The organism is Thalassovita gelatinovora, from assembly GCF_001458355.1.
Taxonomy (GTDB): domain Bacteria; phylum Pseudomonadota; class Alphaproteobacteria; order Rhodobacterales; family Rhodobacteraceae; genus Thalassobius; species Thalassobius gelatinovorus.
In genome coordinates this window covers 236,923-262,091 of sequence record NZ_CYSA01000025.1, presented here as the reverse complement: position 1 = coordinate 262,091, position 25,169 = coordinate 236,923, and the positions used below count along the sequence as shown (strand labels likewise).

Annotated in this window: 28 protein-coding genes; all 28 read left to right on the top strand. The window is 60.8% G+C overall.

Translation table 11 applies throughout. The features are described from left to right. Positions 1-35 precede the first annotated feature (35 nt). Entirely contained in the window at positions 36-1,976 is a 1,941-nt protein-coding gene (locus tag TG4357_RS13575) for an ATP-binding protein (RefSeq protein ID WP_058263435.1), read from the top strand. Continuing rightward, a complete protein-coding gene (locus TG4357_RS13570) occupies positions 1,973-2,827 on the top strand; it encodes a hydroxymethylglutaryl-CoA lyase (RefSeq protein ID WP_058263434.1) in 855 nt (284 codons plus the stop codon). Before TG4357_RS13575 ends, TG4357_RS13570 begins: the two co-directional genes overlap by 4 nt. Beyond that, complete coding sequence (locus TG4357_RS13565; RefSeq protein WP_058263433.1) at positions 2,824-3,201, top strand: hypothetical protein; 378 nt, start codon at positions 2,824-2,826, stop codon at positions 3,199-3,201. Before TG4357_RS13570 ends, TG4357_RS13565 begins: the two co-directional genes overlap by 4 nt. Before the next feature lie 20 nt (positions 3,202-3,221). Further along, positions 3,222-4,004, top strand: a complete 783-nt coding sequence (locus tag TG4357_RS13560) for a crotonase/enoyl-CoA hydratase family protein (protein ID WP_058263432.1) — start codon at positions 3,222-3,224, stop codon at positions 4,002-4,004. A gap of 390 nt (positions 4,005-4,394) precedes the next feature. Beyond that, positions 4,395-4,760 (top strand): NADH-quinone oxidoreductase subunit A, encoded by a 366-nt coding sequence (locus TG4357_RS13550; protein ID WP_058263430.1) that lies wholly within the window; start codon positions 4,395-4,397, stop codon positions 4,758-4,760. Next, positions 4,751-5,284, top strand: coding sequence for a NuoB/complex I 20 kDa subunit family protein (locus TG4357_RS13545; protein ID WP_175473928.1), 534 nt, complete (start codon positions 4,751-4,753; stop codon positions 5,282-5,284). Before TG4357_RS13550 ends, TG4357_RS13545 begins: the two co-directional genes overlap by 10 nt. Before the next feature lie 19 nt (positions 5,285-5,303). Beyond that, positions 5,304-5,909: an NADH-quinone oxidoreductase subunit C gene (locus TG4357_RS13540; RefSeq protein ID WP_058263428.1), complete on the top strand. Its 606-nt coding sequence runs from the start codon at positions 5,304-5,306 to the stop codon at positions 5,907-5,909. A gap of 115 nt (positions 5,910-6,024) precedes the next feature. Next, complete coding sequence (locus TG4357_RS13535; protein WP_175473930.1) at positions 6,025-7,248, top strand: NADH-quinone oxidoreductase subunit D; 1,224 nt, start codon at positions 6,025-6,027, stop codon at positions 7,246-7,248. A 37-nt stretch (positions 7,249-7,285) separates the two neighbouring features. Further along, entirely contained in the window at positions 7,286-8,437 is a 1,152-nt protein-coding gene (locus TG4357_RS13530; protein WP_058263426.1) for an NADH-quinone oxidoreductase subunit E, read from the top strand. A gap of 42 nt (positions 8,438-8,479) precedes the next feature. Next, complete coding sequence (locus tag TG4357_RS13525; RefSeq protein WP_058263425.1) at positions 8,480-8,704, top strand: DUF5337 domain-containing protein; 225 nt, start codon at positions 8,480-8,482, stop codon at positions 8,702-8,704. Between the two features lie 5 nt (positions 8,705-8,709). Beyond that, positions 8,710-10,008 (top strand): NADH-quinone oxidoreductase subunit NuoF, encoded by a 1,299-nt coding sequence (nuoF, locus tag TG4357_RS13520; protein WP_058263424.1) that lies wholly within the window; start codon positions 8,710-8,712, stop codon positions 10,006-10,008. 6 nt (positions 10,009-10,014) lie between these two features. Further along, positions 10,015-10,359, top strand: a complete 345-nt coding sequence (locus TG4357_RS13515; protein WP_058263423.1) for a hypothetical protein — start codon at positions 10,015-10,017, stop codon at positions 10,357-10,359. 106 nt (positions 10,360-10,465) lie between these two features. After that, positions 10,466-10,876 (top strand): DUF5333 domain-containing protein, encoded by a 411-nt coding sequence (locus TG4357_RS13510; RefSeq protein ID WP_058263422.1) that lies wholly within the window; start codon positions 10,466-10,468, stop codon positions 10,874-10,876. A gap of 6 nt (positions 10,877-10,882) precedes the next feature. Then, positions 10,883-12,895, top strand: a complete 2,013-nt coding sequence (nuoG, locus tag TG4357_RS13505) for an NADH-quinone oxidoreductase subunit NuoG (protein WP_058263421.1) — start codon at positions 10,883-10,885, stop codon at positions 12,893-12,895. After that, entirely contained in the window at positions 12,895-13,287 is a 393-nt protein-coding gene (locus TG4357_RS13500; RefSeq protein ID WP_058263420.1) for a YNQ4 family lipoprotein, read from the top strand. Before nuoG ends, TG4357_RS13500 begins: the two co-directional genes overlap by 1 nt. 7 nt (positions 13,288-13,294) lie before the next feature. Continuing rightward, on the top strand, positions 13,295-14,335 hold the full coding sequence (gene nuoH, locus TG4357_RS13495) for an NADH-quinone oxidoreductase subunit NuoH (RefSeq protein WP_058263419.1): 1,041 nt from the start codon (positions 13,295-13,297) through the stop codon (positions 14,333-14,335). Positions 14,336-14,339: 4 nt separating this feature from the next. Further along, positions 14,340-14,588 carry a hypothetical protein gene (locus tag TG4357_RS13490; RefSeq protein WP_058263418.1) on the top strand — a complete coding sequence of 83 codons (249 nt, stop codon included), beginning with the start codon at positions 14,340-14,342 and terminating at the stop codon, positions 14,586-14,588. 5 nt (positions 14,589-14,593) lie between these two features. Beyond that, positions 14,594-15,088 (top strand): NADH-quinone oxidoreductase subunit NuoI, encoded by a 495-nt coding sequence (gene nuoI / locus TG4357_RS13485; RefSeq protein ID WP_058263417.1) that lies wholly within the window; start codon positions 14,594-14,596, stop codon positions 15,086-15,088. Then, positions 15,085-15,492, top strand: coding sequence for a carboxymuconolactone decarboxylase family protein (locus TG4357_RS13480; RefSeq protein WP_058263416.1), 408 nt, complete (start codon positions 15,085-15,087; stop codon positions 15,490-15,492). Before nuoI ends, TG4357_RS13480 begins: the two co-directional genes overlap by 4 nt. Beyond that, entirely contained in the window at positions 15,489-16,097 is a 609-nt protein-coding gene (locus tag TG4357_RS13475) for an NADH-quinone oxidoreductase subunit J (protein WP_058263415.1), read from the top strand. The genes TG4357_RS13480 and TG4357_RS13475 overlap by 4 nt, the downstream gene beginning before the upstream one ends. 34 nt (positions 16,098-16,131) lie before the next feature. Then, the gene (locus TG4357_RS19550; protein ID WP_158509080.1) at positions 16,132-16,278 is read left to right on the top strand and encodes a hypothetical protein; all 147 of its coding nucleotides are present in this window, start codon (positions 16,132-16,134) and stop codon (positions 16,276-16,278) included. A 51-nt stretch (positions 16,279-16,329) separates the two neighbouring features. Then, on the top strand, positions 16,330-16,635 hold the full coding sequence (gene nuoK, locus TG4357_RS13470) for an NADH-quinone oxidoreductase subunit NuoK (protein ID WP_058263414.1): 306 nt from the start codon (positions 16,330-16,332) through the stop codon (positions 16,633-16,635). Positions 16,636-16,640: 5 nt separating this feature from the next. Then, the gene (gene nuoL / locus TG4357_RS13465; RefSeq protein WP_058263413.1) at positions 16,641-18,797 is read left to right on the top strand and encodes an NADH-quinone oxidoreductase subunit L; all 2,157 of its coding nucleotides are present in this window, start codon (positions 16,641-16,643) and stop codon (positions 18,795-18,797) included. Further along, positions 18,797-20,344: an NADH-quinone oxidoreductase subunit M gene (locus TG4357_RS13460; protein WP_058263412.1), complete on the top strand. Its 1,548-nt coding sequence runs from the start codon at positions 18,797-18,799 to the stop codon at positions 20,342-20,344. The genes nuoL and TG4357_RS13460 overlap by 1 nt, the downstream gene beginning before the upstream one ends. Positions 20,345-20,361: 17 nt before the next feature. Further along, the gene (gene nuoN, locus TG4357_RS13455; protein ID WP_058263411.1) at positions 20,362-21,801 is read left to right on the top strand and encodes an NADH-quinone oxidoreductase subunit NuoN; all 1,440 of its coding nucleotides are present in this window, start codon (positions 20,362-20,364) and stop codon (positions 21,799-21,801) included. Positions 21,802-21,934: 133 nt separating this feature from the next. After that, complete coding sequence (locus tag TG4357_RS13450; protein WP_058263410.1) at positions 21,935-22,684, top strand: biotin--[acetyl-CoA-carboxylase] ligase; 750 nt, start codon at positions 21,935-21,937, stop codon at positions 22,682-22,684. An 11-nt stretch (positions 22,685-22,695) separates the two neighbouring features. After that, positions 22,696-23,475, top strand: a complete 780-nt coding sequence (locus TG4357_RS13445; RefSeq protein WP_058263409.1) for a type III pantothenate kinase — start codon at positions 22,696-22,698, stop codon at positions 23,473-23,475. Further along, positions 23,472-25,142: a ribonuclease J gene (locus TG4357_RS13440; protein ID WP_058263408.1), complete on the top strand. Its 1,671-nt coding sequence runs from the start codon at positions 23,472-23,474 to the stop codon at positions 25,140-25,142. The genes TG4357_RS13445 and TG4357_RS13440 overlap by 4 nt, the downstream gene beginning before the upstream one ends. The last annotated feature ends 27 nt before the right edge of the window (positions 25,143-25,169 follow it).

The window sequence follows — 25,169 nt, the reverse complement described above, 5'->3', positions numbered from 1 at the left end:
CCCCCGTTCCGGACCAAGCCAAAAGGACCAAACCGATGTTTGACAAGATCCTGATCGCCAATCGTGGTGAAATCGCCTGCCGGGTGGCCCGCACCGCCCGCGATATGGGCGTCAAGGTGGTCGCGGTCTATTCCGATGCCGATGCCGCCGCCGCCCATGTCGCCGCCGCCGACGAAGCGGTGCATATCGGCGGCTCGGCCCCGGCGGACAGCTATCTCCGGGCCGACCGCATCATCGAAGCCGCGTTGCAAACCGGCGCACAGGCGATCCATCCCGGCTATGGCTTCCTGTCTGAAAACCCCGAATTCGTCGACGCGGTCGATGCGGCCGGGCTGACCTTTATCGGCCCCTCGGCGGACGCGATCCGCAAAATGGGACTGAAAGATGCCGCCAAGGTCTTGATGGAAGCCGCCGGTGTGCCGGTGGTGCCCGGCTATCACGGCTCCAATCAGGACCCCGAACACCTGTCCGGCGCGGCCGACACCATCGGTTACCCGGTCTTGATCAAGGCGGTAGCGGGTGGCGGCGGCAAGGGCATGCGGCTGGTCGAAGACCCCAAGGATTTCAACGAGGCGCTGAAAAGTGCGCAAAGCGAAGCGCAGACCTCTTTCGGCAACCCGGACGTGCTGATCGAAAAATACATCCAGAAACCGCGCCATATCGAAGTGCAGGTCTTTGGCGACGGGCAAACGGCCGTTCACCTGTATGAACGCGATTGTTCGCTGCAACGCCGCCATCAGAAAGTGATCGAAGAAGCCCCGGCACCGGGCATGACCGAAGACATGCGCGCGGCAATGGGGCAGGCGGCGGTGCGCGCCGCGCAGGCGATTAACTACAAAGGCGCGGGCACCATCGAATTCATCGTCGACGGATCGCACGGGCTGCGCCCCGACGGGTTCTGGTTCATGGAAATGAACACCCGGTTGCAGGTCGAACACCCGGTCACCGAAGCCGTCACCGGCATCGATCTGGTCGAATGGCAATTGCGCGTCGCCGCAGGCGAAGCGCTGCCGCTGGCGCAGGACGACATCCCGCTGACCGGTCACAGTTTCGAAGTCCGGCTTTACGCCGAAGACGTGCCCAAGGGGTTCTTGCCCGCCACCGGGACGCTGGCACATCTGGCCTTCCCCGACGGGGCCCGCTCCGACAGTGGCGTGCGTGCCGGCGATGCCATCAGCCCGTTCTACGACCCGATGATCGCCAAGATCATCACCTCCGGCCCGACCCGCGCCATCGCCTTGTCGCGGATGAAAACGGCGCTGGCCAAGTGTCAGGTGGCCGGCACCGTTACCAATCTGCGCTTCTTGTCATCGCTTTGCGCCCATCCGGGCTTTGCGGCGGGGCAGGTCGATACCGGCCTGATTGGCCGCGATCTTGACGATCTGGTGCGCCCGGCGGTGCCGACGCCGCAACACCGCGCGCTGGCCGCTCTGGCGGCGCTGGGCCTGCTCGACCGCGCGGGCGATGATACCGGCTTCACCCTGTGGGACCCGCTGGTGCATCACGTGGCGCTGGATTTCGACGGCGAGGTTTGCAATGCCGATATCCGCAGCTTTGGCCCGGACCGTCACAGCGTCACCATCGGCGACACAACGGTCAGCGCCAGCACTGTCGGCGGGCGCTGGATGCTGGACGGCGTTCCCGCCCCTGACGTGGTGGTGACCGGCAACCTGATCACAGTCTTTGCGGAGTCCGGGCTGGGATTTGCCCGCATCGACCCGCTCGATGTCGCCACCAGCGCCAGCGGCGACGGCAACCTGATCGAAGCGCCGATGCCCGGTCTGGTCAAGGCAGTGTTTACCGAAGCCGGTCAACAGGTGCGCGAAGGCGACCGGCTGGCCATTCTCGAAGCGATGAAAATGGAACATGCTTTGCTGGCCGCGCGCGACGGCGTCGTGGCCGAAGTGCTGGCACAGGCGGGGGCGCAGGTCGAAGCGGGCGCGGCGCTGATCCGGCTGGAGGACCAAGACGCATGACCGGCACCGTTGAAATCTTCGAAATGGGTCCGCGCGACGGGCTGCAAAACGAAAAACGGCTGATCCCGACGGCGGAAAAGATCGCGCTGGTCGATTGCCTGTCCGAAGCCGGGTTCAAACGGATCGAAGTGGCCAGCTTCGTCAGCCCCAAATGGGTGCCGCAAATGGCCGATAGCGGCGACGTTCTGGCCGGGATCAAACGCAAACCGGGCGTGTCCTATGCCGCGCTGACCCCGAACATGAAGGGGCTGGAACGTGCGCTGGCCGCCCGTGCTGATGAAGTGGCAATTTTCGGATCGGCCTCCGAAGGGTTTTCCAAGGCCAATATCAACGCCACCATCGCCGAAAGCCTGGATCGGTTCGAACCGGTCGCCCATGCGGCGAAACAGGCGGGGCTACCGGTACGCGGCTATATTTCCTGCGTCACCGATTGCCCTTATGACGGACCGACCGACCCGGCGCAGGTGGCCCGCGTGGCCGAGGCGCTGAACGCCATGGGGTGTTATGAAATCAGTCTGGGCGACACCATCGGGCAGGGGACACCGGAAACCATCGCGGCGATGCTCGACGCGGTGTTGAACGTGTTCCCGGCGGATCGCCTGGCCGGGCATTACCACGACACGGCGGGCCGGGCGCTGGCCAATATCGAAGTGTCGCTGGAAAAGGGAGTGCGGGTGTTCGACGCCGCCGTCGGCGGCTTGGGCGGTTGTCCTTACGCGCCGGGGGCTGCGGGCAACGTGGCGACCGAAGCGGTGCAGGCGCGGCTGACCGAACTGGGATACCAGACCGGGCTTGATACCTCTGTGTTGGATCGCGCGGCAGACATGGCACGGAAGATGCGCGTCGGATGACGGTGCTGCTGGCTCAGCTTTACGCCCTGATGTGCCTGGCTACGGTCGCGTTCCAGCTGCTGCTGATCGCAGGGCTGCCGCTGGGCGAATACACCCAAGGCGGTCAGCGCAAGGGCGCGCTGCCCCCAAGCGGGCGGGTGCTGGCGGCACTGTCGATCCTGCTGCTGGCGTTCATGGCGCTGTCGATCTTGTCGGCGGCGGGATTTGCCGGCGGCTTCTGGCCGCGCTGGACGGGCTGGGGGGCGGTTGGCCTGTCGGCAATGACCTGCACGTTGAACTGGATCACCCGGTCGCGCAAAGAACGCAGGCTGTGGGCACCGATCACCACGGTGATGCTGGCGCTGGCGGCCTATGTGATGATCATGGCGGCCTGAACCGGCCGGAGGAGGACAGGATGTACGACACTATCGAGATCGGGACCGACGCGCGTGGCGTTGCCACCCTGTGGCTGGACCGGGCGGAAAAACACAACGCGATGTCGGCGCAGATGATCGCCGAAATTCACGCCGGGGCCGATGCCTTGGCGGCGGATGACAGCGTGCGCGTCGTGGTGTTGGCCGCAAAGGGCAAAACCTTCTGCGCTGGCGGCGATCTGGGCTGGATGCGCAGCCAATTCGACGCTGATCGTGAAACCCGGATGGTCGAAGCGACCAAGCTTGCCCGCATGTTGCAGGCGCTCAACACCTTGCCGAAACCGCTGATCGGGCGACTGCAGGGCAATGCCTTTGGCGGCGGCGTCGGCATGGCCAGCGTCTGCGATATCGCCATTGGCAGCGACCAGGTAACGATGGCGCTGACCGAAACCCGGCTGGGCCTGATCCCGGCCACCATCGGGCCCTATGTCTGCGCCCGGATGGGCGAAGCCCGGGCGCGCCGGGTGTTCATGTCGGGCCGTCGTTTCGATGCCGCCGAAGCGGTCGACCTGGGCCTGCTGGCCAAATCGGTGCCAGCCGAAGATCTGGAGGCCGCCGTCGAGGCCGAAATCGCCCCCTATCTGGACTGCGCCCCGGGGGCCGTGGCCCGCGCCAAGGCGCTGCTGCGCACGCTGGGGCCGCGCATCGACGAAGACGTTATTCAACACACCGCGTCCGAACTGGCCGCTTGCTGGGAAGGGACCGAAGCCCCCGAAGGGATCGGCGCGTTCTTCGATAAACGCAAACCCGGCTGGCAGGGCTGACCGGCCTGACCGTTCAGCCGGATTGTGCCGCGCGAATCTGTTCTTTTGAAATCACCAACGGCGCCCCTATCGGGCGCCGTTTGCCCGTTCTTTAATCCTTTGGCCGCGAACGCTTGCCCCGCCATTGAAAAAGAATCGCTGCCGCCCCGGAGGGCGGCTTTTCCATGCCAGCAGACGGAAATTCGGCGTAACGTAAAAAAAACTGAATATCTTTGCTGCGTGACAGCATGGGAAAGGCTGCGTGTGCAGTTGTATACCGGGAAAAATGCATCATCTTCATTTATTTGAATGTGTCCCCGGTTCGGTTGACCCTGCCAAGGGGCAGGAGTAAACCCTGCCTAGCTAAAGCAGCCTACTGACTGCGCCCATCCGCGCATGAAAGGAGCCACCGTGGAAGAGATGCTGAGGGAATACCTTCCCATCCTCGTCTTTCTGGCCATTGCGATTGTACTTGGCCTTGTCCTGATCCTCGCCGCCATTGTTATTGCTGTTCGCAATCCGGACCCCGAAAAGGTGTCGGCTTACGAATGCGGTTTCAACGCCTTTGACGACGCGCGGATGAAATTCGATGTCCGGTTCTATCTGGTCTCGATCCTGTTCATTATTTTCGATCTCGAAATCGCCATGCTGTTTCCTTGGGCTGTCGCGTTCAAGGATCTCTCGATGGTCGGTTTCTGGTCGATGATCGTTTTCCTCGGCGTGCTGACCGCAGGCTTTGCCTATGAGTGGAAGAAAGGGGCGCTGGAATGGGAGTGATGGCCGGGGCCAATACTGCCGGGGCCGACCGCGAGGTCGCCACGCAGGAGCTGAACCGCGAATTGCAGGACAAAGGGTTCCTGCTGACCACGGTCGAAGACATCGTCAATTGGGGCCGCACCGGGTCGCTGCACTGGATGACTTTTGGTCTGGCGTGTTGTGCGGTCGAAATGATGCACACCTCGATGCCGCGCTACGATCTGGAACGCTACGGCACCGCGCCACGCGCCAGCCCGCGCCAATCCGACCTGATGATCGTTGCCGGCACGCTGACCAACAAAATGGCCCCCGCGCTGCGCAAGGTCTATGACCAGATGCCGGAACCGCGCTACGTGATCTCGATGGGGTCCTGCGCCAATGGTGGCGGCTATTACCATTACAGCTATTCGGTCGTGCGCGGTTGTGACCGCGTGGTGCCGGTCGATGTCTACGTGCCCGGCTGCCCGCCCACCGCCGAAGCGCTGATGTATGGCATCATGCAGTTGCAACGCAAAATCCGCCGCACCGGCACCATCGTGCGCTGACGCGGGAGGGACAGAGATTATGACCGAAGCCTTGACCGAACTGGCCACCCATATCGAGCTGAAGCGGCCCGATTGCGTAATTGGCTGGGATATCGCGTATGGCGAGCTGAATATCGACGTGGCCCTGGCCAATATCGTCGATTTCGTCGACTTCCTGAAAACCGACTCGAACTGCAAATTTTCGTCGCTGGTGGATATCACCGCCGTCGATTACCCCGAACGGGCCAAGCGGTTCGACGTGGTCTATCATTTCCTGTCGATGTATCAGAACCACCGCATCCGCCTGCGGGTGTCGGTCCGCGAAGAAGACATGGTGCCCTCGATCATCGACGTGCATCCTTCGGCCAACTGGTTCGAACGCGAAGTGTTCGACATGTTCGGCATCCTGTTCTCGGGCCACCCCGATCTGCGCCGCCTGTTGACCGATTACGGCTTTCGCGGTCATCCGCTGCGCAAGGATTTCCCGACCACCGGCTATACCGAAGTGCGCTATGACGAAGAACTCAAGCGTGTGGTCTATGAACCGGTGAAGCTGGTGCAGGAATACCGCCAGTTCGACTTCATGTCGCCTTGGGAAGGGGCCAATTACATCCTGCCCGGCGACGAGAAAGGAGAGGCGAAATGAAACTCGCATTCATCCTGACCCTGACGCTGCTCATTGCCGGTCTCGGCATGCTGACCGCCAAGGTTGAACAGGCTCGTGCCTTGGCGCGTGCGCCCAAAGTGAAGGGGGCGAAATGATGGACGGCTCCAAATTTGACGACGGCAGCGTCGACGCGCTGCAAGGCGAACAGAAAATCCGCAATTTCAACATCAACTTCGGCCCGCAGCACCCGGCGGCCCACGGCGTGCTGCGCCTTGTGCTGGAACTGGACGGCGAAATCGTCGAACGCTGCGATCCGCATATCGGCCTGCTGCACCGTGGCACCGAAAAGCTGATGGAAAGCCGCACCTACCTGCAAAACCTGCCTTATCTGGACCGCCTCGATTACGTGGCGCCGATGAATCAGGAACATGCCTGGTGCTTGGCGATCGAAAAACTGACCGGGGTGGAAGTGCCGCGCCGCGCCAGCCTGATCCGGGTTCTGTACAGTGAAATCGGCCGGGTGTTGAACCATCTGCTCAACGTCACCACGCAGGCGATGGATGTCGGTGCGCTGACGCCGCCTCTCTGGGGCTTCGAAGAACGCGAAAAGCTGATGATCTTCTATGAACGGGCCTGTGGCGCGCGTCTGCACGCGGCCTATTTCCGTCCCGGCGGTGTGCATCAGGATCTGACCAATGAACTGCTTGACGATATCGAAGAATGGGCGCTGGAATTCCCTGCGGTTCTCGACGATATCGACGGGTTGCTGAGCGAAAACCGCATTTTCAAGCAGCGTAACGCCGATATCGGCATCGTGACCGAAGAAGATATCCTCGAATGGGGCTTTTCCGGCGTGATGGTGCGCGGCTCGGGGCTGGCTTGGGATTTGCGCCGGTCGCAGCCTTACGAATGCTATGACGAATTCGATTTCCAGATCCCCGTTGGCAAGAATGGCGATTGTTATGATCGCTATCTGGTGCGGATGGAAGAAATGCGGCAATCGACCAGCATCATCCGTCAGGCCATCGTGAAACTGCGCGAAACTCCCGGTGACGTGCTGGCGCGGGGCAAACTGACACCGCCGAAACGCGCCGAGATGAAGCAATCGATGGAAGCCCTGATCCATCACTTCAAACTTTACACCGAAGGCTTCCATGTGCCTGCGGGCGAAGTTTACGCCGCCGTCGAAGCGCCCAAGGGCGAATTCGGCGTCTACATCAAATCGGACGGGTCCAACAAACCCTACCGCGCCAAGCTGCGCGCGCCGGGCTTCCTGCATTTGCAGGCGATGGATCACGTCAGCACCGGCCACCAACTGGCCGACATCGCCGCCATCATCGGCACCATGGATGTCGTGTTCGGGGAGATTGACCGCTGATGACCGGAATTGAATTGACACTCGGAGCCTGTGCCTGATGCTACGCCGTCTCTATCACGATCAGCCCGAAAGCTTTGCTTTCCTGCCCGAAAACCTGAAATGGGCCGAGGCGCAGATCACCAAATATCCCGCTGGCCGGGCGCAATCGGCGGTTATTCCGCTCTTGTGGCGTGCCCAGGAACAAGAAGGCTGGCTGACCCGGCCCGCCATCGAATATGTCGCCGATATGCTGGGCATGGCCCATATCCGCGCGTTCGAAGTGGCCTCGTTCTACTTCATGTTCCAACTGACCCCGACCGGCTCGATCGCCCATGTTCAGGTCTGCGGCACCACGTCGTGCATGATCTGCGGCGCGGAAAAGCTGATCGATGTTTGCAAGGACAAGATCGCGGACAAGCCGTTCACCCTGTCGGCGGATGGCAAATTCACCTGGGAAGAAGTAGAATGCCTTGGCGCCTGCGCCAACGCGCCGATGGTGCAGATCGGCAAGGACTATTACGAAGACCTGACCACGGACCGCTTCGCCGAAATCCTCGACGAACTCAGCGCTGGCAAGGTGCCGGTGCCGGGACCGCAGAACGGTCGTTTTTCCTCGGAACCCAAATCCGGCCTGACCTCGCTGAAAGATTTCGACAGCGGCAAGACCCAGTATAACGCCTCGGCCCAACGCGCGGTCGATCTGGGCGACACGGTCAAGCGGATCGATGGAACCGAAGTGCCGATCCTGACCCCGTGGATGAAGGGCAAGGATGCCGTCGACGTGGCAGCGTCGAAAACGGCCACCGTTCCGCCGACCGCCAAACCGGCCCCCAAGGCCAAGGCCCCGGCGGCGAAACCGGCTGCGACCCCAGCCGCCGCAAAACCCGCCGCCAAAGCGGCCCCCGCCGCTGATACGGTGGAAGAAACCGCGCCGGAGGTTTTGACTGCCGCCCGCGCGGGTGGGGCGGATGATCTCAAGATGCTCAAAGGCGTCGGTCCCAAGCTGGAACAGACCCTGAATGATCTTGGCTTCTACCATTTCGACCAGATCGCAGCCTGGGGACCGGCCGAAGTGGCTTGGGTCGACAACCGGCTGACATTCAAGGGTCGGATTGAACGCGACGGCTGGATCGAGCAAGCCAAACAGCTTGCCGCCGGCGAAGAAACTGATTTCGCCAAACGGGCGAAAAAAGACAAACTGTACGATTGAGGGCCGCCGCGCCGGGCGCGGGGGCAAATGTGACGGAAAACGATGAACGACGAGCGTGACAAGGCAATGGCCCGAAAAGGGCGGATCATCGCGGCGGTGATCGCCGGGGCGGGTCTGCTTACGGTCTTTGCGCCTTGGATCGTGCAAAGCCTCGGCTTGGCAATCCGCTACGAGATGCTGATCTATCTCGGTGTGATTGCCGCGTTTATCTGGGCGATCGTCAACATCTATCAACTCTGGCGTCTGCGCCAGGATGCACAAAGGTAGCACGCATGCTGAAGGACCAGGACCGTATCTTCACCAATATCTACGGGATGCATGACCGCAATCTGGCGGGGGCAAAGGCACGTGGACATTGGGATGGCACCGCTGGCATCATCCAAAAGGGCCGCGACTGGGTCGTGGACCAGATGAAGGCATCGGGTCTGCGCGGTCGTGGCGGCGCGGGCTTCCCGACCGGCCTGAAATGGTCCTTCATGCCGAAGGAAAGCGATGGCCGTCCGGCCTATCTGGTGATCAACGCCGACGAATCCGAACCGGGCACCTGCAAAGACCGCGAAATCATGCGCCACGATCCGCACACGCTGATCGAAGGCGCGCTGATCGCGTCTTTCGCGATGAATGCCCATGCCGCCTATATCTACATTCGCGGCGAATATATCCGCGAACGCGAAGCATTGCAGGCCGCCATCGACGAAGCCTACGACGCCGGTCTGCTGGGGCCGAACGCCGCCGGGTCGGGCTGGGATTTCGATCTCTACCTGCATCACGGGGCAGGGGCCTATATCTGCGGCGAAGAAACTGCGCTGCTCGAAAGCCTCGAAGGCAAGAAGGGCATGCCGCGGATGAAACCGCCATTCCCGGCCGGTGCCGGTCTGTACGGCTGCCCGACCACGGTAAACAACGTTGAATCCATCGCCGTCGTGCCGACCATCCTGCGCCGTGGCCCAGAATGGTTCGCTGGTTTCGGCCGTCCCAACAACGCGGGCACCAAGCTGTTCGCGATCTCGGGCCACGTCAACAATCCCTGCGTCGTCGAAGAAGCGATGTCGATCGGGTTCGAGGAACTGATCGAAAAGCATTGCGGCGGCATCCGCGGCGGCTGGGACAACCTGCTGGCGGTGATCCCCGGCGGGTCGTCGGTGCCTTGCGTGCGCGGTGAAAACATGCGCGACGCGATCATGGATTTCGATTACCTGCGCGGCGAACTCGGCTCCGGCCTTGGCACCGCAGCGGTGATCGTGATGGACAAATCCACCGACATCGTCAAAGCGATCTGGCGGCTCAGCAAATTCTACAAGCACGAAAGCTGCGGTCAATGTACCCCCTGCCGCGAAGGCACCGGCTGGATGATGCGGGTGATGGACCGCCTGGTGAAGGGCGAAGCCGAGCCGGAAGAAATCGACATGCTGTGGGATGTGACCAAGCAGGTCGAAGGCCACACAATCTGCGCCCTCGGCGACGCGGCGGCCTGGCCGATCCAGGGCCTGATCCGCAATTTCCGCGAAGAAATCGAGGACCGCATCAAGGCGCAGAAAACCGGCCGCACCGGCGCGATGGCGGCGGAGTAACGGGGCATGCGGGGCGCTTTCATCCTTCTTCTGACAGCAGGGCTGTTGGCCGGTTGCGGCGTTCGGGATAAAATCCAGGGCGCCAATAACCGCGTGGCCTTTGACGGGGTCTATTTCAAATCCCAGCTCAGCGCCGACAAGGATGACCCTTTGTCCTTTACCGTCACCGTCGCCCCGGTCGGTTTGGGGCTGGACCCGGCGCGCGAAGCAGGCCGCTATGAAGCGACCAAATATTGCGTCAGAAATTTCGGCAATTCCGAAGTCGACTGGGCCGCAGGCCCGGACGCCGACGCGGATAAGCTGACCATCATCGAAGACACGCTGCATTTATCGGGACGGTGTTCTGGATGAACGGTTTTTCGGTCATATCAACGCGTTACCCCGGCTGTTATTGCATAACAGCCGGGTGTGACCGCATCTCGTCACAGCGTTCCGCTGTGATCCAAGGAGATGTGACATGCGTATGATTTCGACCCTCACCACCGCCGCCGTACTAACCATTGGGATGGGCTGTGCCGCCAGCGCCAAGGCGGCGTTGCGCGATGTTCCGAAAATCGACGACAATATGCTGTGGGTGGCTCTGGCCCTCGAAATCAGCGACCAATGCGACGAAATCAAACCGCGCACCCTCAAAGGGCTGTTGTTTCTCAATTCGCTGAAGAAAACCGCCAAGGCGATGGGTTACAGCGATGCGGAAATCAACGATTACGTCAAAAGCGATGAAGAAAAGGCCCGCATGCGGAACCGCGGCGAAGCCTATGTAAAATCCATGGGGTTGAACCCCGCCGATACCGGCGATCTGTGTACTCTCGGCCATGCCGAAATTGCACGAAACAGCCAAATCGGTGTCCTGTTGAAAGCAAAGTGAGGCCAGATGTCGGACCTACGCAAGATCGTCATCGATGACCAGGAGATCGAAGTCGAAGGGGCAATGACCCTGATTCAGGCTTGTGAACAGGCCGGGGTGGAAATCCCGCGCTTCTGTTACCATGAACGCCTGTCGATCGCCGGCAACTGCCGGATGTGTCTTGTCGAAGTGGTCGGCGGTCCGCCGAAACCGGCAGCAAGCTGCGCGATGCAGGTGCGCGATCTGCGCCCTGGTCCCGAAGGTCAGCCGCCGGTGGTGAAAACCAATTCACCGATGGTCAAGAAAGCCCGCGAAGGGGTGATGGAATTCCTGCTGATCAACCATCCGCTGGATTGCCCGATCTGCGATCAGGGCGGCGAATGCGACCTGCAGGATCAGGCAATGGCCTACGGCGTCGATTTTTCGCGCTACCGCGAACCGAAACGGGCGGCGGACGATCTGAATCTGGGCCCGCTGGTTGAAACCCACATGACCCGCTGTATTTCCTGCACCCGCTGCGTGCGCTTCACTTCTGAAGTCGCCGGCATCACCCAGATGGGCCAGACCGGGCGCGGCGAAGACAGCGAAATCACCTCTTATCTGGGTGAAACGCTCGACAGCAACATGCAGGGCAACATCATCGACCTGTGCCCGGTGGGCGCGCTGGTCAGCAAACCCTATGCCTTCACCGCCCGGCCTTGGGAATTGACCAAGACCGAAACCATCGACGTGATGGATGCGCTTGGATCGAACATCCGGGTCGATACCAAGGGCCGCGAAGTCATGCGCATCCTGCCGCGCAACCACGATGGCGTGAACGAAGAATGGATTTCCGACAAGACCCGTTTCGTCTGGGACGGTCTGCGCCGGCAACGTCTGGATACGCCCTATATCCGTGAAAACGGCAAGCTGCGCAAAGCCAGCTGGGGCGAAGCCCTCGCCACCGCCGCCGCCGCGATGAAGGGTAAAAAAGTCGCCGCTCTGGTCGGCGATCTGGCCCCGGTCGAAGCCGTGTTCGCGCTGAAACAACTGGTCGAAACGCTCGACGGGTCGATCGAATGCCGCACTAACGGTGCTGTGTTGCCAGACGGCAACCGGTCGGCCTATGTCGGCACCGCCGCGATTGCAGACATCGACGCGGCCAAGGAAATCTACCTGATCGGGTCGAATCCGCGCAATGAAGCCCCGGTTCTGAACGCCCGCCTGCGCAAGGCGTGGATCAACGGGGCCAACGTGCATGTGTTCGGCACCGAAGGCATGGATCTGACCTATGATTACGAATGGCATGGTCCGGGCCGCAAACCGCTGAACGATCTGGCCGACACGGTCGAAGCAACCGAAGGCGCGCTTGTGATCGTCGGGCAGGGCGCCATCACCGAAGGCGACGGTGCGGCGGTTCTGGGCAAGGCAATGCAGCTGACCGAAAAATTGGGCGGCAAGATGCTGGTGCTGCACACTGCGGCCTCCCGCGTTGGCGCAATGGATCTTGGGGCCGTGACCCAAGGCGGCATGACCGCTGCGCTGGACGGGGCAGACGTGGTCTATAACCTTGGTGCCGACGAAATCGATATCGCCGAAGGCCCCTTCGTGATCTATCAAGGCAGCCATGGCGACCGCGGCGCACACCGCGCCGACGTGATCCTGCCGGGCGCGGCCTATACCGAAGAAAACGGTCTGTTCGTCAATACCGAAGGCCGCCCGCAACTGGCCCTGCGTGCCGGGTTCGCACCGGGCGAAGCCAAGGAAAACTGGGCGATCCTGCGGGCCTTGTCGGCCGAACTGGACGCAACGCTTGGCTATGACAGCCTGGCCCAGCTGCGTCAGGCGCTCGTCGCCGAAGTGCCGCATCTTAAGAAGATCGACCAGGTGATCGAAAACGACTGGCAACCGCTGGAAGTGACCAAGCTGAAACCGGCCGCCTTTGGCGAAGCGATCAAGGACTTCTACCTGACCAACCCGATTGCACGGGCCAGCCAGTTGATGGCGGAACTTTCGGCCAACAGCAAAGCGCGCGGCGAAACCCCGGTGGCCGCCGAGTGATGCAGCGGGCCGCGATCATATCCCTTCTGGCGGCGCTGCCGATCGCCGGTTGCGTCGAAGCGCAACCGGAGAGGCAGGCGTTCCGCCCCGATTACAAGGGTGTCGATACGCGGCTTCTCGAAGGCGATCTGGTCGGCTTCGTGGTGGAAATGACCGGTGCCCGTTCGGGTGAAGATGTAGCGGATTATGCACAATGCGCAGCTGCGCAATATACGCTGATCCGGGGATATGGCTTCGCGCGCCACTTGCGCACGAATGTCGATGAAACAGGCGGCCTGTGGCGCGCAGATGCGATCTATACCATCTCGCCCTCGCTGCCCCGCGGATCCAAGACGATAGACGCCGAAGTCGTCGTCGCGCATTGCGCGGAAAACGGAATACCGATGGTGTGAGGACCAAATGGCAGATTTCTTTGCGAACACATATCTAGGCATGGCGCTGGTGATCATCGGACAGGTTTTCCTGCTCGTCATCCCGCTGTTGGTGGCGCTGGCCTTCCTGATGTATGCCGACCGGAAAATCTGGGCTGCGGTGCAGATGCGCCGCGGACCCAACGTGGTGGGCGTCTTCGGTCTGCTGCAAAGCTTCGCCGACTTCCTGAAATACATCGTGAAAGAAGTCGTCTTTCCCGCCGGGGCCGACAAGGTGGTATTCCTGCTGGCCCCGATGATCAGCCTCGTGATGGCGCTGATCGCTTGGGCGGTGATCCCGTTCAACGATGGGTGGGTGATCAGCGATATCAATGTCGCCATTCTTTACGTCTTCGCGATTTCCTCGTTGGAAGTCTACGGCGTGATCATGGGCGGCTGGGCGTCGAACTCGAAATACCCGTTCCTGGGCAGCCTGCGCTCTGCCGCTCAGATGATTTCTTACGAAGTCTCGATCGGGTTGATCATCATCGGCGTGATCATTTCTACCGGATCGATGAATTTCGGCGACATCGTGCGGGCACAGGATGGGGCTTACGGGCTGTTCAGCTGGTACTGGCTGCCGCATTTCCCGATGTTGTTCTTGTTCTTCATCTCGGCGCTGGCCGAAACCAACCGTCCACCGTTTGACCTGCCCGAAGCCGAAAGCGAACTGGTCGCCGGCTATCAGGTCGAATACAGCTCGACCCCGTTCCTGCTGTTCATGATCGGCGAACTGGTGGCGGTGGTGCTGATGTGCGCGCTGGTGTCGCTGCTGTTCTTCGGCGGCTGGCTGTCGCCGATCCCGGGCCTGCCTGATGGCATCCTGTGGATGATGGGCAAGATGCTTTTCGCTTTCTTCATCTTCTCGATGGTCAAGGCGATCACCCCGCGGTACCGCTACGACCAACTGATGCGGATCGGTTGGAAAGTATTCCTGCCGATGTCGCTGGTCTGGGTCGTGATCGTGGCGTTCCTTGCAAAATTCGAAGCTTTCGGCGGCGCCTATGCCCGCTGGGCGATTGGGGGCTGATTAAATGACCTCATTCACTAAATTCTACTCCTACGCCCGGAATGATCTGGATTTTACTATTTGGCGACATGATGGCCGCTTCTTGCTGACAGAACAAAATGAAAATCTGGGACACCACGAGACTTTAGATGATGCCATCAAAGTTGCTGTAGAAGGTAAAAAGCTTGAAGGCGTAAACGATAAAATCCTTGAGGATTTGGCGAACTTAGACAACTGGACCAACGGCCTCCAAGTCCTGTCTGGAGCGGAGTAAACAAGATGACTCAGATCGATTACGGCCGCGCGGCCAAATATTTCCTGCTGGCGGATTTCGTCAAAGGTTTCCGGCTGGGGCTGAAATACTTCTTTGCCCCCAAGGTGACGCTGAACTACCCGCATGAAAAGGGCCCGCTTTCCCCGCGGTTCCGCGGGGAACACGCGCTACGCCGCTATCCCAACGGCGAAGAACGCTGCATCGCGTGCAAACTGTGCGAAGCGATTTGCCCGGCGCAGGCGATCACCATCGATGCCGAACCGCGCGACGATGGCAGCCGCCGCACCACCCGTTATGACATCGACATGACCAAATGCATCTATTGCGGCTTCTGTCAGGAAGCCTGCCCGGTGGATGCGATTGTCGAAGGTCCGAATTTCGAATTCGCCACCGAAACCCGCGAAGAACTGTTTTACGACAAGGCAAAATTGTTGGAAAACGGCGACCGCTGGGAAGGCGAAATTGCCCGTAACCTGGAACTGGATGCCCCGTACCGATGACCGATCCCAGCAACCCTTTCGAGCTGATGATGAAGCAGGCCCAGGCGATGGCGAAAGCCATGAACCCGGCGCTTGAATCCTTTTCGCCAAAAGGGTTCGAAACGCTGTGGCCGACCATGCCCAAGGACATGATGGAAATGGCCTTCGGCAAGGGCATCAGCAAGGACGGGCTGGATGCGAAAACCCGGCTGCTGCTGACCTTGGCGGGGTTGACCATGCAGGGGGCGCAAAATGATACCGGGTTCCGGATGACGGTGCGCCACGCACTCGAAGCCGGGGCCAGCAAGGATGAAATCGCCGAAACCATCGCACAGATGTCGATGTTTGCCGGTATACCCGCCATGACCAAGGGCATGGAACTGGCCAAAGAGGTCATGGACGATAAAGAGGATAAAGAAACATGACGATTGCAGCGCTGGCATTCTATCTGTTCGCGATCTGCGCCATCGCCGGGGGGCTGTTCACTGTGATCAGCCGCAATCCGGTGCATTCGGTGCTGTGGCTGATCCTGGCCTTCCTGTCTTCGGCGGGGCTGTTCGTGTTGCTGGGGGCGGAATTCGTCGCCATGCTTTTGATCATTGTCTATGTCGGGGCGGTCATGGTGCTGTTCCTGTTCGTGGTGATGATGCTGGATGTCGATTTCGCCGAACTGAAGGCGGAAATGGCGAAATACCTTCCCTTGGCGCTGCTGATCGGGGTGGTCTTGCTGATGCAATTCGCCATGGCTTACGGCGCTTGGGATTACGCGGAACACGCCGCTGATGCGCGCGCTGCGGTCACGCCCGAAGGGGTGGAAAACACCGCCGCCCTGGGGCAGCTGATCTATGACAAATACTTCCTTTTGTTCCAACTGGCCGGGTTGATCCTGCTGGTGGCGATGATCGGCGCGATTGTGCTGACGCTGCGCCATCGCAGCAATATCAAGCGCCAGAACGTGCTGCATCAAATGTGGCGCGATCCGGCCAAGGCGATGGAATTGAAGGACGTGAAACCGGGGCAGGGGTTGTGACCCCGGCCCGACTCGCCAGCCTCGGACTGGCGGAATGATGATTGATCTGATCGTCCAGGCCAAAGCGGCCATTGGGTCGGTCGGGGCAGCGGCAATCGCTGCGATCTGGATTGTAAAGGCGGGGCTCGGTTGGGTCGCGCTGCGCTGGTGGCGGTCGCGTCGCAATGGCGAACTGGAATAAACGGGGCCTTGGCCCCAGACAAAAGACGGGCACAGGCCCGGAGGGACAGACATGATAGGAATTGAACATTACCTGACGGTGGCCGCCGCGCTGTTCGTCATCGGCATCTTCGGTCTCTTTCTGAACCGGAAGAACATTATCATCCTGCTGATGTCGATCGAACTGATGTTGCTGGCGGTGAATATCAACCTCGTCGCCTTTTCCAGCTTCCTTGGCGATCTGGTCGGTCAGGTCTTCACGCTCTTCGTGCTGACCGTGGCCGCCGCCGAGGCTGCCATCGGTCTGGCGATCCTGGTCTGCTTCTTCCGAAACCGCGGCACCATCGACGTCGAAGACGTCAACGTGATGAAAGGCTGAGCCAGATGGAAACGATCATTCTTTTCGCCCCGCTTGCTGGCGCACTGATCGCCGGTTTCGGCTGGCGCGTCATTTCCGAAAAGGGCGCACAATATCTTACCACCGGGTTGCTGTTTCTGGCCTGCCTGCTGTCATGGGTGGTGTTCCTGACCCATGATCCGGCTGTGGTGAAACACATCCATATCCTTGATTACGTGCAATCGGGCAGCCTGAGCGCCGAATGGTCGATCCGGTTGGACCGTCTGACCTCGATCATGCTGATCGTGGTGACCACGGTGTCGGCTTTGGTGCATCTCTACAGCCTCGGCTACATGGCGCATGACGATAACTGGTCCGAAGGCGAAAGCTACAAGGCGCGGTTCTTCGCTTACCTGTCCTTCTTCACCTTCGCCATGCTGATGCTGGTGACCGCCGACAACCTGGTCCAGATGTTCTTCGGCTGGGAAGGGGTGGGGGTCGCCTCCTACCTGCTGATCGGCTTCTATTATAAGAAACCAAGCGCCAACGCTGCCGCGATCAAGGCGTTCGTGGTCAACCGGGTCGGTGATTTCGGCTTCATTCTGGGGATGCTCGGGTTGTTCTTGTTGACCGACAGCATCCGCTTCGACGATGTCTTCGCCGCCGCGCCGCAACTGGCCGAAACTCAGATCAGCTTCCTGTGGACCGACTGGAACGCCGCCAACCTGCTGGCTTTCTTGCTGTTCGTTGGCGCGATGGGCAAATCGGCGCAACTGTTCCTGCACACTTGGTTGCCCGACGCGATGGAAGGCCCGACCCCGGTGTCGGCCCTGATCCACGCGGCAACCATGGTGACTGCCGGGGTGTTCCTGGTCTGCCGGATGTCGCCGCTGATGGAATACGCGCCCGAAGCAACCGCCTTCATCACCTTCCTCGGTGCCACGACGGCATTCGTCGCCGCCACCATCGGGCTGGTGCAGAACGACATCAAACGGGTGATTGCCTATTCGACCATGTCGCAGCTTGGCTACATGTTCGTCGCCGCCGGTGTTGGCGTCTATTCGGTGGCGATGTTCCACCTGCTGACGCACGCCTTCTTCAAGGCGATGCTGTTCCTCGGCGCGGGGTCGGTGATCCACGGCATGCACCACGAACAGGACATGCGGAATTACGGCAACCTGCGCAAGAAACTGCCCTATACGTTCTGGGCGATGATGCTGGGCACGCTGGCCATCACCGGCGTCGGCATCCCGCTGACCCATATCGGGTTCGCCGGGTTCCTGTCGAAGGACGCGGTGATCGAAAGCGCCTGGGCGGGCACCGATGGCGGCTATGCCTTCTGGATGCTGGTCATCGCGGCGCTGTTCACCAGCTTCTACAGCTGGCGGCTGATGTTCCTGACCTTCTACGGCGAGGCGCGCGGCAACAAGCACACCCACGAACACGCGCATGAAAGCCCCAAGGTGATGCTGGTGCCGCTGGGCGTGCTGGCGCTTGGCGCGGTGTTCTCGGGGATGATCTGGTACGGGTCGTTCTTCGGCGACCATAACAGGGTCAACGCCTTCTTCGGCATCCCGGTGCATGCCGAAGCCGCGGCCGAGGGCCACGGCGACGCCGCAGCGACAGACGAACACGCAACCGCCGAAACCCATGGCGAGGCGGCCCCGGCCGAAGCGGACACGCATGCCGCAGCCGATCACGGCATGGCGCCGCAGGGGGCGATCTTCATGCATCCCGACAACCACGTGATGGACGACGCGCACCACGCGCCCACCTGGGTCAAGGTCAGCCCGTTCGTCGCGATGGTGCTGGGTTTCGTGGTGGCATGGATAATGTATGTAAGCGACGGCACTGTATACTTCGCGGGCCTGAAAGTTCGTATTCACCAAGGCAATCTTCCCCAGAGAATTGCCGAGGCCAACCCGGTGCTGTACCGCTTCCTTCTGAACAAGTGGTATTTCGACGAGATCTACGATTTCCTCTTCGTGCAGCCCGCCAAGGCGGTCGGCCGCTTCTTCTGGAAACGCGGTGACGGCAACGTCATCGACGGCACCATCAACGGCGTGGCGATGGGGATCATTCCCTTCTTCACCCGCCTCGCGGGCCGGGCGCAATCCGGATACATCTTCACCTATGCCTTTGCCATGGTGATCGGCATCGTTGTCCTGATCACCTGGATGACGCTCAGCGGAGGAGCGCACTAATGAACGACAGTCTGCTCTCTCTGGTCACCTTCCTGCCTGCGCTGGCGGCGGCGATCCTCGCCATCTTCCTGCGCGGCGAAGATGCGGCCGCGCAACGAAACGCCAAATGGTTGGCGCTGATTGCAACCGTTGTCACCTTCTTGGTGTCGCTGTTCATCCTGGCGGAATTCGACCCGTCCAACACCGGCTTCCAATATGTCGAAGAACACGAATGGCTAATGGGCTTGAAATACAAGATGGGGGTCGATGGCATTTCGGTGCTGTTCGTGATGCTGACCACCTTCATCATGCCGCTGACCATCTGGGCCAGCTGGGGCGTTGAAAAGCGGGTCAAGGAATACATGATCGCCTTCCTGCTGCTGGAAACGCTGATGCTGGGCGTCTTCATGGCGCTGGATCTGGTGCTGTTCTACCTGTTCTTCGAAGGCGGTCTGATCCCGATGTTCCTGATCATCGGCATCTGGGGCGGCAAGAACCGGATTTATGCCTCGTTCAAGTTCTTCCTCTATACCTTCCTCGGCTCGGTGCTGATGCTGGTGGCGATGGTGGCGATGTATGCCGATGCAGGCACCACCGATATTCCGACCTTGATGAACCATCAGTTCGGATCAGAAGGTTTCAGCATCCTTGGCATTCAGGTGGTGGGCGGTTTGCAAACCATGCTGTTCCTGGCCTTCTTCGCCAGCTTCGCGGTGAAAATGCCGATGTGGCCGTTTCATACCTGGTTGCCCGATGCCCACGTGCAGGCCCCGACCGCCGGGTCGGTGGTTCTTGCGTCGATCATGCTGAAAATGGGCGGCTACGGGTTCCTGCGCTTTTCGTTGCCGATGTTTCCTGTCGGTTCCGAGGTTCTGACGCCGCTGGTATTCTGGATTTCGGCGATTGCCATCGTCTATACGTCGCTGGTGGCGCTGGTTCAGGAAGACATGAAGAAACTGATCGCCTATTCCTCGGTCGCCCATATGGGCTATGTGACCATCGGCATCTTCGCCGCCAACCAGCAAGGTGTCGACGGCGCGATTTTCCAGATGATCAGCCACGGCTTCATCGCGGGCGCGTTGTTCCTCTGCGTTGGGGTAATCTATGACCGGATGCACACCCGCGACATCGACGCCTATGGCGGTCTGGTGAACCGGATGCCGGCCTATGCGCTGATCTTCATGTTCTTCACCATGGCCAATGTCGGCCTGCCGGGGACCTCCGGGTTCATCGGTGAATTCCTGGTGTTGATGGGGATTTTCCAGGTCAATACCTGGGTCGCCATGGTGGCCGCGTCGGGCGTGATCCTGTCGGCGTCCTATGCGCTCTGGCTTTATCGCCGGGTGGTGTTCGGCGATTTGATCAAGGAAAGCCTGAAAACCATTCAGGACATGAGCCCACGGGAAAAAGGCATCTTTGCCCCGCTGGTGGCGATGACCCTGCTCTTGGGCGTCTATCCGTCGCTTGTCACCGATATCATCGGCCCCTCGGTTGAGGCGCTGGTTCACAATTACGACCTGGCTCTTGCGGACGCGTCTCACGCGACCCAAGTCGCCGCATCGCATTAAAACGGGAGCCCTGAGAGATGATCCAGGCAGATCTGAACATTATCCTTCCCGAAATCCTGCTGGCGGTCTACGCGATGCTGGCACTGCTGGCGGCGGTCTATACCGGCAAGGACAAACTGGCCGGGCTGCTGACCTGGACCACCGCTTTGGTGATGGTGCTGCTGGCGGCGCTGATTGGGCTGACCGGGCAGGGCGATCATGTCGCTTTCGGCGGCATGTTCAACGATGACGGCTTTGCCCGTTTCGCCAAGGTGACGATCCTGCTGTCCGCTGCGGCCGTTCTGGTGATGAGCCAGGATTACATGGCGCGCAAAGACATGTTGCGGTTCGAATACCCGATCCTGATATCGCTGGCCGCGGTCGGCATGATGGTGATGGTGTCCGCCGGTGACCTGATGGCGCTTTACATGGGGCTGGAACTGCAATCCTTGGCGCTTTACGTCGTCGCCGCGATCCGCCGCGACAGCGTCAAATCGACCGAGGCCGGTTTGAAATATTTCGTGCTCGGTGCGCTGTCCTCCGGCCTGCTGCTCTATGGTGCATCGCTGGTCTATGGCTTTGCCGGCACCACGCTGTTTTCCGGCATCATCGAAGCCGCCTCGGACGGTCATGCTTCGCTGGGGATGCTGTTCGGCCTGATCTTCGTGATCTCGGGGCTGGCCTTCAAGGTGTCGGCGGTGCCGTTCCACATGTGGACACCGGATGTCTACGAAGGTTCACCGACCCCGGTCACCGCGTTTTTCGCCACCGCGCCGAAAATGGCCGCGATGGGGCTGCTGGCGCGGGTGCTGCATGACGCTTTCGGCGGTGTCACCGCCGACTGGAGCCAGGTGATCGCGCTGTTGTCGCTGCTGTCGATGTTCGTCGGCGCCGTGGCGGCGATCGGGCAGACCGATCTAAAGCGGCTGATGGCCTATTCCTCGATCGCCCATATGGGCTATGCGCTGATGGGGCTGGCCGCAGGCACCGCCTTTGGCGTGCAGGCGCTGCTGATCTACATGGCGATCTATGTGACGATGAATGTGGGGACGTTCGCCTTCATCATGTCGCTGGAAAAAGACGGCGCACCGGTCACCGATATCAAGGCGCTGAACCTTTATTCCAAGGCCGAGCCGGGCAAGGCGCTGGCGATGCTGGTGCTGCTGTTCTCGCTTGCCGGGGTGCCGCCCATGTTGGGGTTCTTTGGCAAATTCTATGTGGTGAAAGCGGCTTATGATGCCGGCCTGATCTGGCTGGCGGTGCTGGGCGTGGTCGCGTCGGTGATCGGTGCGTTCTATTACCTGCGCATCGTCTACTACATGTATTTCGGAACCGAAGCCGAACCGCTGGACAAGACCCGGTCGCCGATCCTGTGGGGGTTCCTGATGGCTTCGGCGGCGGTGATGGTCGTGGGGATCGTCAACATGTTCGGAGTCGAAGGCATCGCGGCGGCGGCGGCGGCGACGCTGGTCAACTGATCCCCGGCTTGCCGTAGCTTATCAAATGGTGACGCGCCTTTGGCGCGTCGCTTTATTTTAAGGGGTGCCTCAGGTGGGGGCGCGATGCCTCCGGCGGGAGCATTTCGGAAGCGATGAAAAACAGGAACGCGCAATGAACGACTGGCCGTCAGGATATGGCAAGCGGGTGCTGGCCCAAATCGACAGCACCAATGCCGAAGCGGCGCGGATCGCACCAAATCTGGCCGGGCCGGAATGGATATTGGGGCTGGAACAGACCGCCGGGCGCGGCCGCCGTGGCCGGGCCTGGGCCGATCCGGCGGGTAATTTCGCCGCCACTTTGGTGATGCGTCCGACCGAAACGCCCGACCAGGTGGCGCTGCGGTCTTTCGTGGCCGCGTTGGCCTTGTACGATGCTTTCGCCGCCGCCACCGGGCGCAGCGATGGCTTGGCGTTGAAATGGCCCAATGACGTTTTGCTCAATGGCGGCAAGGTGGCCGGTATCCTGCTGGAAAGCTCCGGCCATTCCGGCGGGGTCAGCCATATTGCCATCGGCATTGGCGTGAACCTGAAAAACGCCCCCGATCCCGGCGCGGTGGAACCCGGGGCGCTGCGACCAGTGTCGCTACTGGGCGAAACCGGGATCGCCATCCCCCCGGAAGACTTTCTTGGCCTGCTGGCACCGGCCTATGCTCGCCTTGAAGCGCAGTTTTGCAGCTATGGCTTTGCCCCGATCCGTCGCCTGTGGCTTGACCGCGCGGCCCGGTTGGGCGAAGTGATCACCGCCCGGACCCTGCGTCACGAACAGACCGGGACATTTGAAACAGTGGACGCGGCAGGCAATCTTGTCCTATCCACGGCCCAAGGCCGCGTCGCGATCCCGGCGGCCGAGATTTTTTTCTGAAGGGGGCGGGTATGCTTCTGGCTATCGATTGTGGCAACACCAACACGGTTTTTTCGGTCTGGGATGGCGAAAAATTCCTCTGCACCCTGCGCACCTCGACCCATCATGCGCGCACGGCGGATGCCTATTTCACCTGGTATTCGACGCTGGTGAACCATTACGGCATCAAGGCCGATATCAGCGATGTGATCATCAGCTCGACAGTGCCGCGGGTGGTGTTCAACCTGCGGGTCTTCAGCGATCGGTTCTTCGGCTGCCGGCCCTTGGTGGTGGGCAAACCCGATTGCCTGCTACCGATCCCGCCGCGGGTGGATGCCGGCACAGCGGTCGGGCCGGACCGGTTGGCCAACGCGGTCGCGGCCTTTGACCGTCATGGCGGCGACGTGGTTGTCGTCGATTTTGGCACCGCGACGAATTTCGACGTGGTGGCCGAAGACGGCGCCTATGTCGGCGGGGTGATCGCACCGGGGGTGAACCTGAGCCTGGAGGCGTTGCACCAGGGCGCGGCGGCGCTGCCCCATGTCGATATCAGCCAGCCCGAACATGTCATCGGCACCAATACCGTCGCCTGTATCCAGTCGGGGATCTTCTGGGGCTATGTCGGGCTGATCCACGGGATCACCGACCGGATCAAGGCCGAATACGCCCGTCCGATGAAAGTTGTCGGCACTGGCGGGCTGGCACCGCTTTTTGCCACTGGTGAACCGCTGTTCGATGTGATCGAAGACGACCTGACCATGCACGGCCTGACCGTGATCCACAAATATAACAAGGACCAGGGCAACCTATGAGCAGTGACCGTCTGATCTACCTCCCCCTCGGCGGCGCCGGGGAAATTGGAATGAATTGTTACGTCTTCGGCTATGGGCCGGAAGACAAGGAACGGCTGATCCTGGTCGATCTCGGTGTGACCTTCCCGGATATGGACGGATCGCCCGGGGTGGATCTGATCATGCCCGACATTTCCTGGCTGGAGCAACGCAAGGACCGGCTGGAAGCGATTTTCATCACCCATGCGCATGAAGACCATGTCGGCGCGGTGGGTCACCTCTATGAGCGGCTGGGCGCACCGGTCCACGCCCGTGCCTTCACTGCCAATATCGCCCGTGGCAAGCTGGCCGAATATGGTCTGTCCGACAAGGTGGTGCGCACCACGTCGGCCTGGCCCGAAACGGTACAGGCCGGACCGTTCAGCGTCGGTTTCCTGCCGATTTCGCATTCGATCCCGGAAAGTTCCGGGCTGGTCATCGACACGCCCGCCGGGCGGGTGATCCATACCGGCGATTTCAAGCTCGACAAATCGCCGATCGTCGGCGAAGCCTATGATCCCGATCTTTGGGGATCGGTGGCCAAGGACGGGGTCAAGGCGCTGATCTGTGATTCCACCAACGTGTTCACCCCGGTGGCGGGCCGGTCCGAATCCAGCATCGGCAGCGAAATCGAAGCGCTGGTCGAAGAAGCCTCGGGCATGGTGGTGGCGACGACCTTTGCGTCAAACGTGGCGCGGGTCAAAACCCTGGCCGAAGCTGGCGAACGCGCCGGTCGTTCGATCTGTCTGATGGGCCGGGCGATGCGGCGGATGATCGAAGCGTCGATCACCACCGGCGTGCTGTCGGATTTCCCCAAGGTGGTGCCGGTCGAAGATGCCCGCAGCATCCCGCGTGAAAACCTGATGCTGCTGGTCACCGGGTCACAGGGCGAACGCCGTGCGGCCAGCGCCCAACTGGCCAATGGCAAATATAACGGCATCACTCTGAAAGAGGGCGATCTGTTCCTGTTTTCGTCGAAAACCATTCCCGGCAATGAACGCGGCGTGATCCGCATCATGAACCAGTTTTCGCAAATGGGCGTCGATGTGGTCGACGATAGCGCCGGGCGCTATCACGTATCGGGCCATGCCAACCGCCCCGATCTGGTCGAAATGCACAAACTGGTCCATGCCGAAATGGTCATTCCGATGCATGGTGAACACCGGCATCTGCGCGAACATGCCAAGCTGGCGCAAAGCAACGGTTATACGTCGACCATCGCGGTCAACGGCACCATGCTGGACCTGACCGGCCATGCGCCCAAGGTCTGCGGCTTTGTCGAAACCGGGCGGACCTATCTTGATGGGTCGGTCAAGATCGGCGCGATGGACGGGATCGTGCGCGATCGCATCCGGATGGCGCTGAACGGGCATATTCTGGTGACGTTGATCCTCGACGAAGACAACGAAGCCTTGGGCGATCCGTGGTGCGAATTGCGCGGGCTGGCGGAAACCGGAACGTCGAACGCGCCGCTGGTCGATTGTCTGGAAGAAGACCTGAGCCAATTCATCGGCCGCGCCGACCGCAAGACGATGATGGATGATGACAAGCTGGAAACGGCGCTGAAAAAGGCGGTGCGCCAGACCGCGCAATCGGAGATTGGCAAGAAACCGGAAGTCACCGTGGTGATCAGCCGCTTGGTCGCCTAGGGCCGAAATTACCGCGAAAAGGGCGAA